At 66.6% G+C, this 19,776-nt stretch carries 15 protein-coding genes; all 15 read left to right on the plus strand.

The annotated features are described in order from the left end of the window. Window positions 1-88 precede the first annotated feature (88 nt). The gene (locus tag NU1_RS29225) at window positions 89-865 is read left to right on the plus strand and encodes an NlpC/P60 family protein (RefSeq protein ID WP_067526510.1); all 777 of its coding nucleotides are present in this window, start codon (window positions 89-91) and stop codon (window positions 863-865) included. A gap of 146 nt (window positions 866-1,011) precedes the next feature. Further along, on the plus strand, window positions 1,012-3,177 hold the full coding sequence (locus NU1_RS29230) for a hypothetical protein (RefSeq protein ID WP_067526512.1): 2,166 nt from the start codon (window positions 1,012-1,014) through the stop codon (window positions 3,175-3,177). Between the two features lie 128 nt (window positions 3,178-3,305). Further along, the gene (locus NU1_RS29235; protein WP_169815161.1) at window positions 3,306-4,739 is read left to right on the plus strand and encodes a C40 family peptidase; all 1,434 of its coding nucleotides are present in this window, start codon (window positions 3,306-3,308) and stop codon (window positions 4,737-4,739) included. Between the two features lie 202 nt (window positions 4,740-4,941). Further along, the gene (locus NU1_RS29240) at window positions 4,942-6,387 is read left to right on the plus strand and encodes a sodium/glutamate symporter (RefSeq protein WP_067526516.1); all 1,446 of its coding nucleotides are present in this window, start codon (window positions 4,942-4,944) and stop codon (window positions 6,385-6,387) included. Between the two features lie 959 nt (window positions 6,388-7,346). Then, the gene (locus tag NU1_RS29245; protein ID WP_067526518.1) at window positions 7,347-8,954 is read left to right on the plus strand and encodes a hypothetical protein; all 1,608 of its coding nucleotides are present in this window, start codon (window positions 7,347-7,349) and stop codon (window positions 8,952-8,954) included. A 10-nt stretch (window positions 8,955-8,964) separates the two neighbouring features. Beyond that, the gene (locus tag NU1_RS41865) at window positions 8,965-9,879 is read left to right on the plus strand and encodes a hypothetical protein (protein ID WP_157553204.1); all 915 of its coding nucleotides are present in this window, start codon (window positions 8,965-8,967) and stop codon (window positions 9,877-9,879) included. A 199-nt stretch (window positions 9,880-10,078) separates the two neighbouring features. Further along, window positions 10,079-11,470 (plus strand): hypothetical protein, encoded by a 1,392-nt coding sequence (locus NU1_RS29255; protein WP_067526522.1) that lies wholly within the window; start codon window positions 10,079-10,081, stop codon window positions 11,468-11,470. Window positions 11,471-11,497: 27 nt separating this feature from the next. Continuing rightward, window positions 11,498-12,925: a PPE domain-containing protein gene (locus tag NU1_RS29260; protein ID WP_067526524.1), complete on the plus strand. Its 1,428-nt coding sequence runs from the start codon at window positions 11,498-11,500 to the stop codon at window positions 12,923-12,925. A 22-nt stretch (window positions 12,926-12,947) separates the two neighbouring features. Beyond that, the gene (locus NU1_RS29265) at window positions 12,948-13,304 is read left to right on the plus strand and encodes a YbaB/EbfC family nucleoid-associated protein (protein ID WP_067526526.1); all 357 of its coding nucleotides are present in this window, start codon (window positions 12,948-12,950) and stop codon (window positions 13,302-13,304) included. Next, the gene (locus tag NU1_RS43865) at window positions 13,301-13,423 is read left to right on the plus strand and encodes a hypothetical protein (RefSeq protein WP_281221276.1); all 123 of its coding nucleotides are present in this window, start codon (window positions 13,301-13,303) and stop codon (window positions 13,421-13,423) included. Before NU1_RS29265 ends, NU1_RS43865 begins: the two co-directional genes overlap by 4 nt. After that, window positions 13,420-14,085, plus strand: coding sequence for a hypothetical protein (locus tag NU1_RS29270; RefSeq protein WP_067526528.1), 666 nt, complete (start codon window positions 13,420-13,422; stop codon window positions 14,083-14,085). Before NU1_RS43865 ends, NU1_RS29270 begins: the two co-directional genes overlap by 4 nt. Next, on the plus strand, window positions 14,082-14,432 hold the full coding sequence (locus NU1_RS29275; protein WP_067526530.1) for a hypothetical protein: 351 nt from the start codon (window positions 14,082-14,084) through the stop codon (window positions 14,430-14,432). The genes NU1_RS29270 and NU1_RS29275 overlap by 4 nt, the downstream gene beginning before the upstream one ends. Window positions 14,433-14,471: 39 nt before the next feature. Beyond that, window positions 14,472-14,768, plus strand: a complete 297-nt coding sequence (locus tag NU1_RS29280; protein WP_169815162.1) for a hypothetical protein — start codon at window positions 14,472-14,474, stop codon at window positions 14,766-14,768. Window positions 14,769-14,820: 52 nt separating this feature from the next. Then, window positions 14,821-17,340, plus strand: coding sequence for a hypothetical protein (locus NU1_RS29285; RefSeq protein ID WP_067526534.1), 2,520 nt, complete (start codon window positions 14,821-14,823; stop codon window positions 17,338-17,340). A 464-nt stretch (window positions 17,341-17,804) separates the two neighbouring features. Then, the gene (locus tag NU1_RS29290; protein WP_084521906.1) at window positions 17,805-19,757 is read left to right on the plus strand and encodes a type VII secretion target; all 1,953 of its coding nucleotides are present in this window, start codon (window positions 17,805-17,807) and stop codon (window positions 19,755-19,757) included. The last annotated feature ends 19 nt before the right edge of the window (window positions 19,758-19,776 follow it).

Below are 19,776 nucleotides of genomic sequence, written 5' to 3' on the forward strand. Positions count from 1 at the left end.
ATTGCTGTTATTGATACTTCTTTTAAGAAAGCCTTCAAAGAAGCCTTCAAAGAAGTCTTCGGAGAAGCGTTCGAGGAAGCGTTGGCTCGTGATCGTGCTGCTGGAGGCAACGCTGTGGTGTGGTGCTCTGCTGATGGTCGCAGTACCGCTGGACATCGCTCAGGCGGCGCAGTCGGAGGATTGGCGGTATCAGTGCGACAGTGCGGTGGGGCCGGATCCCTCGGCCACTGCCACGGCACCGTCCGCCAGCACTGCCGCGCCGGAGGATGTCACACTCAGAACGCCACCGGCGACCAACCCGTACGCCAGCCTCACCGCCCCACCCGGTGCCAATTTGTCCGACTGGGAACGGGCCTGTATCTCGGCGATGCCATCGGCCCCCTATCAAATGCCCGCGCTGCGGACACCGAATTCCGGTGTCGCCGTCGCCTGTGCCGGTGCCCTGGCCGTGGAACAGGTAGGGGTACGAGTGGTGGTCGGCGCGGGCGGGCTGGACGGTCCGTCGGGGGATGCGTTCGGGCCGCCGGTACTGACCCGATACGTCACCTATCTGGCCGATTTGGCGACCAGCACCGGGCAGTGTGCGCCCGCGGCACTGCCGCCCGCGACGCAACACACGGCCTGTTCACCACTTCTTCCGGAGACCATTGCCGGGCAGGGAGTGTGTGGCCAGCGCGTCGATATCGCGGCGGCCTCCGCCGGCGATCTGGTGTTCTGGGACTACCAGGACAGCCGACCGAACCGGGTGGGGATCGCGCTCGGCGCGGGCGAGATCGTGACCGCCGATCTGTCGGCGGGCCGGTTCGTCCGGCAACAGATTCCGCACGACGCGGATGTCCGGGTGAAGCGAGTACTCGGCAGATGAATAATTCATGAATCGGTGCTGAATTCAGTGAACTGAATTCATTCGGTATTCACAGCTGCGACATCGAATACGCCTACCAGCGCCTATTGCTGGACATTGTCTGACGTTACGTTTTTCGCGTGTACATCAGACTGCGGCGAATCGCTGTGGCAATTGTTCTCGCGGTGGTGTTTCCAGCAGTCATCGGTGTCGTCGCGACCGCACAGACTCCAGGCGCGGACTCGGAACGACCCCGCCGCAGCGGACTGAGCTGGATGAACATCCGGGACAGTTCGGGAGTTCCGCTGTCGGACTACCGGTTCGTCACCGGCGAGGTCGGTCTGCACCGCCCAGGTAGCAGTTTCTGGACCATTTTGCTCACGGTGGAGTTCGCCGGATACCTGCTGTTGGCGATGACAGCGATCTGGCTGATCGGGTATGTGCTCAGTTTCGCGTGGCTCGATCCGTTCGCCCGAGCGCTCACCGGGGTCGCGGACGCGGTGACCGCGCAGGTGTCGATGCCGCTGCTCGTCGTCACGGCCGCGACCATCGGTGCCTTCATCGCCGGTTGGTTCGTCGTGCGTGGGTGGCCCGCCAGGGCCGCCGCGCAGACGGCCGCCATGCTGCTCGTCGCCGTGGCCGGCCCGATCTTTCTGGCTGGACCACTCGCCGCGATACTGGCACCCGACGGTGTGGTGGCGCAGGGGCGCGACGTCGGCTTAACAGTCGCGGCCGGTCTCAACGGCGACAGCAACCCGCAACCGAGCCGGTTGGTGGCCGCCGTCCAAGCCGAGCTGGCCGACAACTTTGTGCGTAAACCCTTGCAGGTCTGGAACTTCGGCCATGTGCTCGACGATCGCGATGCGTGTCGCGCGGCATGGTCGTCGGGCATCGGTGCGCCGGAACCGACGGGGATGCTCGAGGATATCCGCGACTGTGGCGATACCGCCGCCTACCATGCCGTCACGACGATCGGCGCCGGACAGGTGGGCATCGGCCTGACGCTGCTGTCGTTCTGCGTGGTCCTGCTCGGGTTCTCGATGTATTTGGCGATCCGGATCATCGGGGCGGCGCTCGACGCTGTCTATCACGGGTTCATGGGGATCTTCGGGTTCGTGGCAGGCGGCTTCATCTACGGGCCGACCCAGACCTACTTGATCCGCAATCTGGTCGACATCGGGATGGCCGCGGCCCGGGTGCTCGTATTCACCACCTATCTCGGGGTATACGTGCTGTTTCTGGGCAACTTGTTCCGCCAGGCCGGCGGTCAGGTCATGGCGGTGCTGGCCATCGCCTCGGTGGTCCAGCTGGTCGCGATCTGGCAGGTGCGTGCTCTGCGCCGCGGACTGGATCGCGGCACCTATTGGATCGCGAACCGGATCGCGCTGACCGCGCAGGGCGGCAGTTCTTCCGGCGGGGGTTCCACGGCGCTGGGCATGGGGACGGCGGGTGCCGCCAACGCCCTACCCTCCGGATTCGGCCTGCTCGCCGGCCTCGCGGCAGTGACCACGATCAGCAGTTCACCGGCCACCGCATGGCTGGCAGGGAGAGTCATGAATCCCCTTGCGCCACGTTCGATCGCACGCCAGCACGCGGAGTTGACCGCGATGGAGTCCGCGCCTTTGACGTTGCAGCGCATGCAGTGGCTGCAAGCGAATCGCGATACCTGGGAGCGGGCGGCGCGCTGGCGTGCCGCCCAGGCAGGTGGTGTGGACACTCCGATGAGTGTCGGGCACGTCATGGACATCCTGATCGATTCCGGAGTTCCCAAGCGGGAACTCAACGGTGCGCTCACGGCCGTCGGAGCGCACCCCGTGGACATGCTGCACGCCGACCGCGCTATGGCTGTGCAGGATACGACCATGTCGCAAAGCCCCTACCGGACGACGCGGCAACAGCAGGCCTTGGCGGCCTGGGAGTCGGTGCTCAACCACCCGCTCGGGCCCGAGCGCGAGCTGCGCGAGCACCTGGCATTCGCCGCACGCGCGCACATCGCGGCACACAAGCTGGCCCGCGATATGCCGAGCCCGAAAGGCGCCAACTGGCTGGGCAATTCGATGGTGGACCACGATTTCGTCCACGATATCCGCCAGAACTGGGACTCCTCGGACGCGCTGCGGGCCGCGGTCGGCCCGGACCGGTGGCGTGCGGCCAATTCCGAGACCCGGTTGCGGCTCGGCGCCGAGCTCGCGGCCGACCTTCGGGCAGCGACCGAGCGGTACTACCAGCAACCGAACACGGGCAATCTGGCCCTGGCCGATCGGACTGCACGCCGGATCGCCCGTCTCGCGAGTGCTAGCCCCGAAGGGGCAGCGGGGTTGTGGGAGCGCTGACACTGGATTGTCCCCAGTCGTGGGGGTACCGCTGCCGACGCCGGAGATCACTATGGAGGGCGGCAGTTGTCGGCGGAGGTGCGGAGGTCCGGTGATGGTCTCGGCGGGCAGGAGTGCGGGGAGACGATGTGACCAGCGTTGAACCGAACGTCGATACCGATGCGGTCGCCGAAGCCGAGTTCTTGACCGATGTGGATGACGTTGGCAGCGAGGCTGATTGGCTGGAACGGCACACCCCGTGGTCACGGCCGAGGTCTGGGCGCGGTGGATCGCCCGCACTGCCGTCCGCGGTGCCTCCAGCGTCGCCGCCCAACCCGTCCAGTACCCCGGGTGTTCCCGCCGCGCAGCAGGTGTCGGCGCAAGCACCCGCACTCCACCCTGGGGCCGCGTCGGTGCTCAGCCCGGGTGCGAGCCCGGTATCGCAAGCGGGCCTCACCGCAGCCGGTCCCGCTGGGCCACTAGCCGACACCGATTATCTCGGGTTCCCGCGCGTCGGCGACCGCGCCGATCCTGATCTCGGCTTCGAGGGTCCCGCCGAGAGTGCGCAAGCGTTTCCGTTCGACACTCTGCTTCCGGCACTCGAGTCCGCGCTGTCGGGTCTGGGCGCTCCCGGCAGCGGCGCGCGGAATCAGCTCACCGATACCACGCTTACCGCCACCGACGGCGAACCCGCTACGGTCGCGCTCACCCCGAACGCCGAACAGGCCTTGCAGGCCCTGAACGAACTCGCCGCCCTCTACGGCGCGGGCAACACCACCACGCCCACCGCCGAACTGCCCGGCGACACGGCCGACAGCGGCGGCACCGGAGCCGGAGCCGCTGGTTACCGGGCCGCCGCCGCGTTCAGCAAGTTCGCCAAGGGTTCGTTCCGGAATCTCGACAACAAGCTGGCCAACTATGTCACCAACCTCGCCGGCGCCAACACTGTCGACCGCAAAGCCCTCCTCGCGCTCATCCGGGAAACCAATGTCGCGCTCGCTGCCGTCGGCCCGGACAGTTACACCGCCGCCGGGCAGCGCAAAGTTCATGAGATCCTGTCCCGCGCACTGCAATACGCGCACAAGCTGGTTGGCACCGGGCAGGGCAACTCGGCTGCCGCCGCCGCCCACATCAATCAGCTCACCAATGGCTACCTCTACAATCTCGCCGGTCAGAATGCGCCCGCCGTCCCCACATTCCCCAGTGGCGGAAGCGGTGATGTTCCGGCTGCGGCGCAGCACGCGATCAAGGTGGCCTTGGCGCAAACCGGTAAGCCCTATGTGTGGGGCGCCGAAGGGCCCGGTAGCTTCGACTGCTCGGGCCTGATGCGGTACGCGGTGAGCAAGGCCGGGGGGCGGATTCCCCGGGTAGCCGCGGATCAGTACCGCCAAGGGCACAAGATACACCCGAACGATATCCGCCCGGGGGATCTGATCTTCCCGATGTCCCGCTACGAGAGCGACGGTTTCGGGCACGTGATGATGTACATCGGTGGTGATAAGGCGATCGCGGCGTCCCGCAGCGGAGTGCCGATCGGGGTCGTCTCGATGCCGCGCGACTTCCGTGCCACCCGGTGGAGCTGACAGTCGAGATCGCCGCGCTACCCGGTCTTCCCGCTGTGGGGAAGGCTCAATGTGACGCCTTCGTCACACCATCTATCGTATCGTTGATCAACGGCACGTTAGATGGAGGGAAGATGTCGCGCCGTTGCACCTGCTCAGTATGACGTAGACGCGCCACCCAGGCTCGGTGATCCAGTCGGGAGTGTGCGCCGAAAGGGTTCGAATGTCCGCGAACACAATAGGTTTCGCACTGCTGCTGCTCGGCGTGATGATGCTCATCTCCAAGATCATCAGGGTGAAGTGGCGGCTGGCACAGAAGTTGTTCATCCCCAGCTCGATCATCGGCGGCGCGCTGGCGTTGCTGATCGGGCCCGACGTGCTCGGCCGCATCGCTTCCGCCGTCGGCATCGACTGGTTCGCCGATGCCGGGCTGTTCACACCGGAGATTCTTCGGGTGTGGAGCACGCTGCCCGGCCTGCTCATCTCACTGGTGTTCGCCGGGCTGTTCCTCGGGCACCGCCTGCCCTCGCCGAAGGAGGCCTTTCAGGTCGCGGGACCGCAGATCTCCTTCGGTCTCACCATCGCCAGCGGCCAGTACGTGTTCGGGCTGCTGTTGGCGATGCTGGTGCTGGTACCCGTCTTCGGGCTGCCGGTCTGGTCGGGGACGCTGATCGAGATCGGCTTCGAGGGCGGTCACGGCACCGCGGCCGGAATGGCGGACACCTTCGCCGAATTCGGCTTCGCCGAAGCACAGGACATGGCACTCGGGCTGGCCACCGTCGGTATCCTCTCCGCGATCATCGTCGGTATCGCGCTGATCAACTGGGGTGTGCGCACCGGCAAGACCGCGGTGCTGGACAAGAACGCGTCTCCTACAGTTTCCGAGCAGGCCGGGATCGTGGAGAAGGAGCAGCGGCGCTCGGCGGGCACCCTCACCGTGGCACCGTCCTCCATCGAGACACTCACCCTGCATTTCGGCCTGCTCGCGCTCGCGGTGCTGATCGGCTGGTTGATCCTGACCGGGCTGAAGTGGGTTGAAACCCAGTTGTGGGCCGAGAGTTTCGAACTGTTCGCCCATGTACCGCTGTTCCCGATCGCCATGATCGGCGGCATCATTGTGCAGCTGGCCATCCAGCGCTTCGACCGCGACGAGATCGTCGACGTTCAGCTGGTCGAGCGGTTGCAGGGATTCTCGCTGGATGTCCTGGTGATCGCCGCTCTCGGCACCTTGTCGCTGACCGCCATCGCGGCCAATATCGGCCCGTTCCTGCTGCTGGCGGGCGTCGGCCTGGCCTGGTCGCTGGCCGCCTTCCTTTTCCTCGCCCCACGCATGATGCCGAACTTCTGGTTCGAACGCGGTATCGCGGACACCGGTCAATCCATGGGTGTCACCTCCACCGGCCTGATCCTGCTCCGGGTCGCCGATCCGGACCTGAAGACACCCGTCTACCAGGCGTTCGGATATAAGCAGCTGCTGCTGGAGCCGTTCTTCGGCGGTGGTCTGATCACCGCGGGTGCGATCCCGATCATCGTCAACTTCGGCGTCGGCTGGCTGTTCGGGCCGATGCTCGTGCTGTTCATCGCCGCGACGTCGTTCGGGATCTTCTACTTCGGGCGCCGCCGGACACCGTCCACCATCGAAGAGCCCACCGCGAGCGCTCCCGGCTGAGCCGACGGATTCTGGTCCCGGCGCGGACGGCGCCCACCCGGTGTGGGCGGGTGGGCGCCGCCAGCGACTGGCGGGCACCTGTACCGGGCGTGTGCGCACAGCGGAACCCGTTCCCAGAACTGGGGATATTCGAGAATGGGGGGAGTCGGAAAGGAATCCCACGGCGTAGTCGACAGTTGCCGCGCGATGGCGCGGCAGCCTCGGCTATGTGGCATATGTAGTCCCGCACCTTGGACGGATCAGGAACGCTGATGGCACGAGACCGTGACAGTCTTCTCCGGGAGGCACGCGACATCCGCTCGCGGGGTGTGAGCGGACCATGCGGGCTGGAGCGGTGATCGTATGGGTAACTGGCTCACTAAAACCTGGGACAGTGTCACCAGCATCGACGGGCTGGGCGGCGACCTTTTAATCGGGGGCGCAGGTCTCGCTGCGGGCTTGCTGGGAGGCCCAATTGTTGGCGCCGCAGTTGCCGCAGGTGTGTCGGGTTTGGTATCCGGCGCGCGCGGAAACGCGGGCAGCGAGATACTCACCGACATGGCGCTCGGCAGCCTCGCGGGGTTTGGCGGGGGCGCCCTTATAGGTGGTGCGACACGGCTCGGCGGTCGAGGTATGTTCGCGTCCAGCGGAAACGCTCTTGTTGAAGCTGGACGCGGATTCGGCGTCGGCAATGGCATTGGGAAATTGACAATGGCGGGCTACGGTGTTCGAAATGCAATGGGTGGGAGTTACGGCAGGTACATCACTAGTGCTGTGGCCACGGGGGTTGGAGCCGCCGTGGGGAGTAATGGCCGCGAGTGGTATGCCGATATGGCTCCGGATGACGGCAGCGGTGTATTAGGCCAAGTTCCGACAAAGGACTACACAGCGGAACTGATCAGCAGTGGCCGACTAACCGTTCCTAGCGGATACATTGCACATGTTTTCGGCCCGGATCGTACGAGTGCTGAGTGGCCCACATGAGTCTGGACCCGATGTCGGAGAAGGCGGAATCCGACTACTTCGAATTCGCCCTATATGTGTACGACAGCTGGGCAACATTCGGTGATGGTGTGATGGCCAGTGTCCCGGAAAGCGCTCCGGTGCCGCAAGCCTCGAGCGACGGACTTTCCGGGATCGCGCACTACGAAACTGCTGTCCACAATCTGAAAGTCGCTTACCAGGAACTCGCGGCCGCCGATGAGATAGTACCGGGGATCGTCGAGGCGGCCGCATCCATTTCCACCGCCGGACAACAGGACATCGAAGCCAATGTCGACGCTATCAACGGATTCGTCAAGGTGAATCCGAGCGATCTGAATCAGCTGGCGCAGGTGGGCTTGGAAGGAGTTGTCGGCGCCTTATCGGCGGATGAATACCTCGCCAGATTGTCCGATGCGTATCTGAAGATTATCTCCGGGACGATGACCACTGCGACGCAAGAGTTACAGGCTATCGCCAGCGAGGTCGACACGCTCGCCCCGGAGAATACCGAGGGAGAGAATACCGAGGGGGGAAATACCGAAGGAGAGAACACCGAGGGAGAGAACACCGAGGGAGAGAACACCGAGGGAGAGAACACCGGGTGGGAGAACACCGGGTGGGAGAACACCGAGTGGGAGAACACCGAGTGGGAGAACACCGACGGTACGGTGAATCCCGACGACGGCACCACTCGATTCCAACCGATAGATTTCGGTGCGGACAACGCCACGGAGGGCACCGCCGAAAACCCGGCCGCCACCACACGGGAAACAGAGCAGCGTGGCGCGTCCGAAACCTCCGGTGAATCCGCCGGAACAGGCTCGGCGGTCGACGCCACTCCCTCTAGTGTGACACCAGCCGCGCCGCAGACGCAGTCGATGCCCTCGACCTCCTCAGGTGCAGGTCCGGGGTCCTTGGCGCAGGGGCTGGCGCCGCTGATGAACGCGCGGAACAACCCCGCTCTGAACAGGACTCAGCAAGACCAGCGGTACGACAGGTCTCCACGTGAGCGAGGTGGCAGGCCGGTGGCGCCGACGGCACCGCCGCCAGCTCAGGCGCAGAATACGGCGCAGCCATCCACGACATCGACGCCGAATTCGCCGACCACGACACCGGCACGCAACCAGGTGTCGAGCAGTCAGCCGCTGCGCACACCCGGTGCTGAGGACCGGATGGTGTACACGTTCCGGGACGGTCGTACCCAGGAGGTGTCGCCGGTGGTGTACGCCGCCCTCACCGCCGCGTCCGACAATGCCGCGCGCACCGACGCCCGCGCCGCCTACAGCAAGACCACCGCGAAAATCGCTGGCCGTCAACTCGGTGACCGGGTGGATCCGAACCAGGTGGTGACCGGAGATATCGCGGAATGGGATCAGCGGACCGCGCTGGTTGTCGCCTTCGGCACCGAAACGAGCGGCACCCTGGAAGTGATCGTGGACGGACAGCTGGTGCCGTTCACGGCTGAGCTGAGCGACAGCCAAGGCGCCTTTGGAGCGTTCTCCGGCTTCTTCCATCCGCGTGGAATCGACAGCACTGGTCCCGACCATGCGGCGGCCCCGTCCGACCCTGCCGAGGTGTCCGTATCCGCAGCGATACCGGCTTAAGGAGAGATTCATGGCTATAGGTGCAGTAGTAGAGATTGCCGCGGTCGCCGCCTCTGCCAGCGTGTATGGCAAGGGGGCTTCTGCGGCGATAGGAGGCGCGGCCGGATTCATTGGTAGCGCCGCCCAGGGGGGTAGTAGTTGGACGGATCATCTAACGGCCGCCGGGACTGGTGCTGTTGCGGGTTTTATCGGCGCAGGCGCAGGTGCTGTCGCATCCAAGATCATTGGAAAAGGGCATGGAGCTTTCCAGCTGAAGCGCGCAGAGGGTGCTCTCGGAAAGGCAAGAAGATCATTTTCTGAATTGAATTCTCGGGGGTCGATCGGTGCTGATATAGAAAAGGCGAAATCGCTTGCCGACGATGCTGCGGTGGCTTATGCTAAAGCTGGTAAAAAGAAATTGAAGGCTGCTGCTCAAAAGAAAATGGATGCAGCCGACAAAGAACATGGCGTCCTTGCCGAAAAGTCGGGGCTGCCGCATGCCGAATATCGAGTGCACAAGGCGGAAAGGGCACTGGATCAACTGAAAGGGAAAAGCTCCTCCATATTCGACAACCATTCTGGAAAATGGAAAGATTGGCTCGGTCGCCCCGCTGGCGCAGGTAGCCGTGTGGTGCAGGGAGTGGGCGCGGGAGGCTTGTACGGCCTCCAGCCCCGATTGTGGGGTCCGTCAGGCGGTGATTCGTCTGACGGCTCCGACGGCTCCGACGGTGGTGACGGGGCCGTAAGCGCTGTTTCCGGTACCTGGGTGGGTGGACATGTTGCCTCCATGTCCGAAGGGCCTTTTCAGCCTGGGGATCCTACGGGTCGGTTGGGTACCGGGTTCCTGTGGCAGCCAGATGGTTTGGCCGACGATTTACAGCGGTGGTACGGCGGTTCAGTAGTTGTTTCCACGACCGAGTCGGGGGGCGGGCAGGTTGGCGACTGATCAGCCGCAGGTGCCTGCCGGTACCGGCATGTCGCTAGCGGACGTGCTGAGTGACAACTGGCAACTGTTCGGTGACCCCGAGAATTTCGACATCGAGGCGTTGGCACCTGTGCCGAACCCGCCAGGGACGGTCCCTATCAGTTCTACCGCTGACAGTAATGCTGTAGGGGCGGGGGCTTCGGAGTATGAGGGAGCTGCCGTGCGATTAGCAGCCGCCGCGCAACATCTCAATGACATGCAACTGGCGGTAGCCGAGAAGGTTGCTGAGGCCGCGGAGAACACCGAACAGGCCAGGGCAAATATGGTGAAACTAATCAGGTCCATCAACGCTGCGGCGACGAGGATCACGACGGATTCCGTAGAAATCAACGCTGCCTTCGCGCAACTGATGGCAGAGGCATTCGAGCTCAACGCCAGGGAGCTCGAGTTGACCTCTGATACCAGCAACGATATCGCGGATGGAGTCGACGATTTGGCGGCGCGGATGGAAGCGGCCATGTTGGCGCAAAGTGAAGAAATGGACCGGCGCTTCGAGGAACTGCTGGCCAACAACCCGTACAACCCCGATCTCCCGGGCCTGCCGGATCCCACGCCCCAACCGACTCCCGATCCGGGCGGTCCCACACCCGGCCTCCCGGATGACCCGAATACTCCGAATACTCCGGGCGGCCCCGGTATTCCCAGCGACCCGAGAACTCCGGCCGACCCGAGAACTCCGGCCGACCCGAGCAACCCGGCGAAGCCGGTCATTCCTGGTGGCCCGAACAACCCGAACAACCCGAACAACCCGGGCAGTCCGGGTGGGAACCCGCTCGGTGGTATGTCCGATATGTTGAATCCGCTGATGCAGATGATGATGCAGCAGGCGATGATGCGGAATATGTCCGATCAGGGCAGGGATAACCGAGATCCGCGCGACTTGGACCGGCCCGATCCCGCCCGCCCCGTCCCCACGCCAGCGCAGCCGAACCCCCAAACCCCCGCCCAACCCGGTACCCCTGGCCAACCAGGAGCCAATCCCGGCCAGTCCAATCCGGTCCCGAACCAACCCGTCACCCCACCCCCGGGCGCGACGGCACCGCCGGACTCCGGCGCCCCACCGCACCGGACCCCCGGCGGCGACGGCAAGGTCATCTACACCTTCCCGGACGGCCGCACACAAGAGGTGTATCCCAAGGTCGCCGACGCTCTCGACAAGGCGTTCGCCGATACCGCCGGCACCGATGCCCGCGCCGCCTACGGCATGGAGCCGGCGAAGTCCGCGAAGAACGGTGACGGCAAGGACAAGTATCCCGGCGCTCGGGTGGACCCGCAGCAGTTGATGACCGGCGATATCGCCATGTGGGAGGAGCGGACCGCGTTGCTGGCGGTGTTCGGTTCGTCGGACGATGGCACCCTGGAGGCGGTCGTGGCCGGCAAGCTGAAGTCCTTCGACGCCGAGATGGGTGACCCCGCCGGGGAATTCGGTGCCTTCGCGGGCTTCTTCCATCCCGCGGGAATCGAGGCGCCCGCCGATCCGTCGGCCAGCACTGTCAACGCGACCCCCGCTACCGACCAGCCGGTGCCGGCTGTGGCGCTTCCGGTGGCGTGAGGGTACGGGAGATGAGAGGACGGGCGCATGGACCTCGATGTTGATCCGGCCGAATTGGTCGCCGCGGCAGCCGATCTCGCCGACATGGTGCGCGCGACCGGTGCCCAGATGCCGGCGGAGTGGGTGACCCCGGCCGGTGCCGACCCGGTGTCGGCGCAGCTGGTTCCGCTGCTGAATTCGCAAGCGGCACAGTTGTTCAACGGGATGCAGGGGCTGCTGAGCGTGCTGGCGCGTCTCGCCTACGATGTCGGTGAGGCGGCGGTGCAGTACGCGGACTCGGATTCGGCCAATGCGGCGCGCATCGACGGGTCGTCGGGTGAGTGGGTCGTGAACCCGGCCGGATTGCTCGAGGGTCTACCGGAACGTGTCGCGCCGATGATGACGTTCCCGGATCCGAGTGCGGCGGCCGATCCACTGGCGCTCGCCCAACAGCTGTACACCGGCCCCGGCTCGGCGGCCCCGACGCGGTTCGCCGATTCGGTGCGCGCCTTCAACGCCGGTCCCTCCGCCGACGCCGGCCGTCGAGTGAGTGCCGCCGTCGACGTGCTGACCGGCTGGACTCCGGTCGGTTCCCAAGCAGCGAGTCAACTGGGGCACTACAAGGGCTGGCTGGACAGTATCGGGCGGGGAATGGACCGGCTGGCCGGCCAGGTCGATGCCTACAGTGGGGCGTTCCAGATAGCGAAGGACAAACATCCCACACCGGGGGAGATCCTCGCCGCGCGCAAGCGACTGGTGTCGGCGATCCGGTCGAAGGATGAGTCCGCCATCGCGGCGGCGATGGCGGACTATGAGGAAAAGAACCTGCGTTCGGCCGAATCCCTCGGCAGTTTCGAAAGCAGTGCGGCCGCTTCGCAGGCCGCTGCCGAGGCAGGAGATTCCGAGGGCGACGCGTCCATGTTGCAGTCGCTGCTGCCCACGCTGATGTCAGCGCTGGCTCAGGGCGGGTCGATGGTCGAGCAGCAGCTCACCGAACCTCAATACGATGACTATTACGACGATTACCCCAGTTTCCTCGACTACGGCGGCACGCCGGGCATCCCCGGATCCGCGCCGGGCGGCGCGCCGTCACTGTCGAATTCGCAGTACGCGTTGGGGCCGATGCCGATGAGCGCGGCACCCGCCGCGTCCAACGCCGGTACCGGCACCCCGCGGGTTCCGGTCGTCCAGGCAGCCGGATCGGCCGGGTCGTCGTCCGGGATGCCGATGGGGCGCGGCGGCATGATGCCGATGATGCCGATGGGTGGCATGGGTGCCCCCGGAGCCGGAGGCGCTGGCGGTGGTGGCGACCGCGCGCGCGTGGTCGCTTGGCACCCGGACCAGCTGATGTATGTCGACGACACCCCGCACACCGAGTCGGTGATCGGTGAACGGCCGGTGATCGCACCCACCGTGACACCACCGACCCCGGCTCCGGCGAATCCGTCGCAAGCCCAATCCGGAGGCAACACATGAACCAGCGAAGCGAGCCGACACTATGAGCGATATCCATCCCGACGTGCAGGCGGCCCTGGATACGGCCCGCGCCCTGCGCCACCGCATCGCCGATATGCGCGAACGTCTCGACTCGATCCGGGCCCGCAGGCCCTCCCCGGGCGGCGATGTCATCCCGGAAGTCGATTCCATGGGCCGGCTGACGGACCTGTATGTCGCGCCGGGCACCACGCTGCGCTACACCAGCGACGAACTGGTCAGCGAGATCATGGCGGCCATCACCGAAAGCACCGCCGACGCGGCACGCCAGCATCGCGCCATCATGAACACCGCGGCGACCGGGGTCGAAGAAGGCGCGAAGCCGACAGGGACCAATGGTGCCGAGGTAGCAGCGCGATGACCGAACACACCGCCGACGCGGCACGTCAACATCGCGCCGTCATGAACACGGCGGCACTCAGGGGCGACGAAGACGCCAAGCCGGCAGGGACCAATGGTGCCGAGGTGACAGCGCGGTGACCGAACACACCGTGACAGTTCCCGAAACCGTGCGCTGGCTGCATGAAGAAGGATTGCGGCGACTCGCTGGTATCGGTGCGCGCCAACCGAACCCGATCGCCGCATACACCGTCTCCGTCGACACCGGCGCGGTCACCGCGTACCCGGATGCCGGTGCTGGCGCGACCACGTTCGAGGTCGAGGACCTGCCCCCGCCGGCGGATTCCGCGCGACGCCTGGTAGTCGTCGGAATCACCACGGCGACAGCGGCACTGGTGGTCGACCTGGCGACCGTGTTCCAGATGGCGATCAATGCCGACCATCCCGAACAGCTGGCCCGCGCCTGGGCTATGCAGCTGATGCTCAACCCGGATATCACCGTGACCACCAACAGTGCGGCCACCGCGATCGGCGGCAGCGACCGCTACCGGCACACCTTCATCCCCGGCGGCGGCGCGACCCTGCTCAATATCGACGACGCGCGCCCGCCCCTCACCACCGTTACGCTCAACCCGGTGACCGAGGGCGTCAACCACCTCGATGTGCTCAGCGATGATTCCGCGGAATGCTATCTCGGCGCCCAGTTCTGGCAGCTGCGTGAGGTATTGCGGATCGACGACAACACCTGGTCGGCGCTGTCGGCCACCCTGGACCCACGAATGGCGGAGGACACCATCTCATGAACGACACCCATCCGTTCGACCCGGACGACGACGATCAGCAGGCCCCGAACTGGCAGGCCCGCATCTACGAGGTGTTCAACCCGGACAACTCCGCGGGCGTGGCCTGCAACCGGGACGGTGAGATCGTCGGCCTGCACCTCACCGACGACGCCCGCGACAACGGCGACAGCTGGCTGGCCACCGAACTGCTGCGACTGGCCCGGCTCGCGCACCTGAAATCGCGGGTCGGTTTGCGGGCCGAAATGGAATACCGGGGCGCCCGCCCCTACACCATCGATTCGTTCGACCTGCCCACCGAGGCCGCCTACCGGGCGATGGAGGAAGCGGAGTTCGGCACGAACCGATGAATCGGCACTAGCGAAACGGAGCGCGGGATCATGCTCGATATGGATGAACCGGCCGAGGTCACCTCGGCCGCGGAGAAATTCTCCACCGCCGTGCACACCGCCGTGGGATCGGCGCAGGGCAGCACGGACGCGCTGCGCTTGGAGACCCGCCCGGAGTCGGACCTCGACCACGCGATGTCCGGGCAACTGGAGTGGATCAGAGACACCTTCACCGCGGCGGCACAAGCCAGCACCGGCCGCGCCGACGACGTGCTCGTCGACGCCGTCTTCGGAGTGACCGAGTTGGATGCCGCGGACCTCGCCGGCGGCACCCGGATACGTAACGAGGACGCCTGACTGTGGTGGAAAGCTGTGGCGGACCGGGCAATCGACGGAAGCGGTCGCGGCGGTGACAACCGAGCAGCACAGTCCGCACTGGGCGGACATCGTCGGCCGGCATTGGCCCGCGATCGGACCAGGGGACTGGAATGCGCTCGAATCGGTCGCACGCGATGCCGCCACCACCCTGAACACCGGCGACACGACGCAGGCACAGCAGGGATTCGACCAGACGGTGCGTGCCAGCGGCCGGTTGCAGTCGGTGAAGGATCGGATGATCGCCCAGCACAGCGATCCACAGGCGTTCGCCGACGCACTCGCCGCCACCGCCGATGTGCTGCGCAGCTTTTCGGACGTGACGTACCGGACCAGGCACCAGATCCTCGATATCGTCGACCGGGCCGACCGGAACATCCAAGCTGAGAACGCCGCCGCCGCCGAAGAAGTGGCGGCAGCCGAAGAAGCCGCCGAGGACTCCGAGCAGGACTCCGATTCCGACGTCGCGGCCGAGCGGGAAGCCGAGCGCGCGCGACGGGTAGCGGCGATGATTTCCGGTGCTCGCGCCGATGTCGCCGATGTCGCTGCCGCAGCGGTGAATTCGATTACCCCGGTTTCGTTGCCCGAGCTGGCCGCCATCGCCGAGTATCTGGGCCAGCCCGGTCCGGTCGCGCCGAATCCGCCGCTCGCAGACGAGGATCCCACGGTCATCGATGGGGGTGACTATCTGGATCCGGGCGCCGATGTCGCAGCGAGCACCGATCCAGGGACGACATCACCGAATCCGTATGCCGCCGCCCCGTTTGCGGCTTTCCCGTTGCAGCCGGCGGGCTGGGGTGGGCTCGACTCCGAGGGCGCGGGGCCGACGTCGGACGGCTCCGACACACGGGAGGACACCGGTACGCACGGTCCCGGGGGTGGGCGGGTGCCCGGTGGATTCACCTCTGTGCCAGGACAATTCGCCGGCGGCGATACCGGTGCCGGGGGGTCGTCCGTGGGAATCCGCCATCCGATGGCGACCGGCCCGGCGTCCAGCACCGACCCAGCGGAGTCATCGGACACCGAATCCGAAGGTGACAGCGGTACCGCCGAGGACGACATCGGGGCTGCTGACCACAACAGCGGTTCCGGAGACGAAAATGCCGGCACAGCCGGAAACGACAAGAGCACCGCAGGCACGGCCGGAAACGACACAGGCACCGCCAGCGGAGGCACTGACTCCCCGCAGGGGCAGGACAATGAACTGGCGCTGGGTAAGCAACCGGGCGAGCAGTTCCCCTGCGACACAGCTGATTCTTCAGGTGTGCCGCCCGTGGGGGTGATGGCGCCGGTGGTCGCGCCCCCGCCCCCGGTGCCGGCGACCTCGGCTCCGCCGACAACCCCGGCGCCCAACAGCACGCCGAAGATCGCGGCCGGCCCCGGCGCGACACCGAAACCCGCGCCGGGCGCGAATCCGCTGGGCAACACCACGGCTTCCGGCCCACCGCAGCGCAGCGACGCCCGAACAGATCAACCGATACCGGCCCACACCAGCGACAGACCCAACGCCGAAGACGTGGTCGGTGCCGCGATGAGCGCCGCCGCCGCACCCACGTTCATTGTCGGTGACCGGGTCGACGGTGATCTCGTCTTGGCACAGACACTGCTCGGCGGAATTCTGGCCGCGGTCGGGCCGGACGTGCTCGGCTTGGACTGGGCGGTCGCCACCCTGCGTGGCCCCGGCGGTCTCAGCGCCTTCGTCACCTCGAACGAGGGCCGAGGCTGGCTGCCGACGGGACTGTTCCTGCCGCGGGAAGTGTCACTGCCGTGGGTGTGGACCGAAGCCGACCGCGTCGGCGCGGCCTGGGAGGGGGTCGCCGACCCGGCACGTGTCCTGGTCGAATTCGGCACGGCGTGGGGCGCACGGTCCGGGGGGCACCTGTCCGCGCTCGCCTCCTCCACCGTCCTCGGCGACGACCTCCGCACACCACTGCGCGAGGTCCCGATGGCGGCGTCGGTGCCGCCATCGGACCGGTGGGATCTGCGCACACCGGCCCCCGGCCTGACCGATCGCCTCGGCACTGTCGGATCCCCCGACCTGCTGGCCCGAGCCAACAGGGTCCCGACCGAGGTGTTCGCGCGCTGCACCGAATTGGCCTGGGACGCGCACACCCGGGTCGGCGCTACCACCACCCCCTGCACCGAAGCGTCCCTGGCTCGCGAAACCCGCCAGCACGTCCTGACCCTGCTGCGCGGTGGTGACCCCGTGCCCGCCGAACTGTGGGGCGAACTCCGCGACGCGGACGACCTACTGGTCGCGGCCATGCTGTCCCGCCGCATCACAGCGGGCCGAATCGAACTGGGCGGTTTGAAGATCGACCGCGAGTCCGCGGTCTTACGCGCGATCGTCTTCGAACGGCGATGTGATGAGCTACTCCTGCTGCTGGCCGACGCGATCGCTACGACAGCAGCCCCTCGCCAACTCCTACGCGACGCTCTATACGCGCACGCGCAAATAGCAGCCCACCCGCACCCACCCAGCCAGCCCACCCCAGCCGACCCCAGCACCCCCGACCCCCGCCGCACCACCATCTCCGACTTGCCGCAGCGATAGACCGACGGGCCAGCGCCGCGTCCGGGAAACCTCGCAACAGAAATCTAACTCCCGTCATTCCGCCGCGCTTGCCCCCGTCATTCCGGCGTGCTTTCCCCCGTCATTCCGGCGTGCTTTTGGCCGGAATCCACCGCTGATCAGGACGTGGATCCCGGCCGAACGCACGCCGGGATGACGGGAGAGTTTCCATCGAACATCTCTGGACGCGGCATCTAGCGCACCAACCGCCCCCGACCTCCGCCGCACCACAATGTCGGTGTTGCGGCGGCGGTAGAGCGCGGATCAGCGCCACTGTGATCCAGCTTCCGCCGCTCAGCCCGAGGAGGGGCCGCACCAGCTCTGTAGCCGGAAACGTTGCGGCAGAAATCCTTCCGACATGTAGGACGACGGAATTCCGGCGCATCCCCACCTCTGGGAACACCTGACAATGGTGGGACAACGGTTGTGGAGAGGACTAGTCTGGCATGTCCGATTGGATGGAGATCGACCCGCAGGCGTTGCGTCCCCTCGCCGATCAACATGACCGGGTCGCCGCCGACACCTTGGAGTGGGCGCGTCCACCTCGGGAATGGCTCGACAACTTCCTGCCCACCTACGGCAAGATCGCCTATCCGGTGTACACCGCCTTGGAGCGGTACTACGACGCGCGCGAACGTGCGGGTAAACGGCTGGCCGGCCAGCATCAGCAGACCGCGGCGGCATTGCGTGCCGCCGCTGACGCCTATGAGCAGACCGATGCCGATATCGCCCGCCAGGTCCAGCAGGCCGGCGACCCGGATTCGGCGGGTACCGCCCCGAGTCCCGTCGCTACCGCGCCCGGCGCCACCACCCCCGGTACCGTGCCTGCGGCGACGACGCCGTTGACCACCGCCGGCGCGGGCGAATCCGGTTCGGTCAGTTCGCCGGTGAACAATGGCCTCGGTAACGCCGCGGTCCCGACTGGCGGCGCAGCTGCCCCCGACGCGGCGCAGCCGGGTGCGTCGTCCACCCCTGCCGCTGCTGCCGCCGCATCACCCACAGGCCCCGTGGCCGCAGTGGCGCCGACCGATCCGGCATCCACCGCCGGTTCGGCTGCCGGCACCCCGCCGGCCGGGCCACCAGCCGGTTCAGCGCCCCCTGCCGGTCCTATGATGCCTCCCCCGATGGTCCCGCCCGTCGTTTCCGGCGCACCGGCCGGCGGTGGAACCACCTCGGGTGGCGATGGCACGCCGCCGATGACGCCGATGGCGCCATTCGCCAACGCGCTCAACAACGCTCGCGATAAGGCCGCCGAGCCGAACTTCGTGGTCGGTGACGCGCCGGATGACGATCTGATCTTGGCCCGCACCCTGCTCGGCGGGATCCTGTCGGCGGTCGGTTCGGCGGCGGTCGGTTTGCAGTGGGCGGTGTCGGTGCTGCGCGGTCCCGGCGGCGCCATGGTGCTGGTCACCTCCAATGAGGGTCGCGGCTGGTTGCCGGCCGGGGTGTATCTCCCCGAAGGCACCACCGTGCCGTGGACTGTCGAGGGCACGGATGCCGCATGGGAGGGGATCACCGATCCCGCACGGGTGCTCGCCGAGTTCGCGATGATGGCCGGACCGAGGTCCGGGGTGCGGTTGACCGCGCTGGTCTCCTCCACCGACATCGATCCGGCCATTCAGGCTCGCTTCGGTGACGTGTCCATGCAGTCGGCGGTGCCGCCCACCGATGACGTGGATCTGAGTGTGCCCACCGACGACACCGTCGACCGTCTCGCCTTGGCCGGCTGGCCGAACCTGCAGGACAAAGTGGCCGCCGTCGCGGACGACAAACTCCGCGACCGTGCCTTCGGGCTGGCGGCGGACGCGAACACCCGGATCGGGCACACCACGGCGGCGACACCGGAGGCCGCGGTGGTGCGCCGACTGCGCGACAACATCCTCACCGAACTGCAGCAAGGCCGGCAGATACCGCGGGACTGGTGGGATGAGCTGCGTGACGCCGACGACCTGCTGGCCGCGACCATGCTGTCGCGACGGGTCGATGTGCGCCGCGTCGACCTCGGCGACCTCCGCCTCGACGACCACGCCGAAACACTGCGCGCCCTGGTATTCGAACGCCGCTGCGACGAACTGCTGATGCTGTTGGCGGAGGACGTGACTCGCCAAGACCTCCGCGACGCGGTGTACGCGCACGTGCAGATCATGGGGCATCCGCTGTACAGCGCGGCACCGGAGACGGTGGTGGCGCCGGAGATCGATACGGCGGCCCGGGAGGAGGTGCTGGTGTCGGAGGCCGATCTCGTTGCCCCCGATGCGGATTCGGCGCGGACCGTTGTCACGGCCGGCGTGCCACTCGAAACGGCTGGGGTCGCCGCGCCGCCCACTGGAGCAGCTGTGCCGCCCACCGTGATCGCGCCGGAGACCGGGCGTGGCGGCGGAGCCGCCAGGAACGGATGACGGTCACCAGCGAGACGCG

It is taken from the genome of Nocardia uniformis NBRC 13702 (assembly GCF_001613345.1).
Classification (GTDB): Bacteria; Actinomycetota; Actinomycetes; order Mycobacteriales; family Mycobacteriaceae; genus Nocardia; species Nocardia uniformis.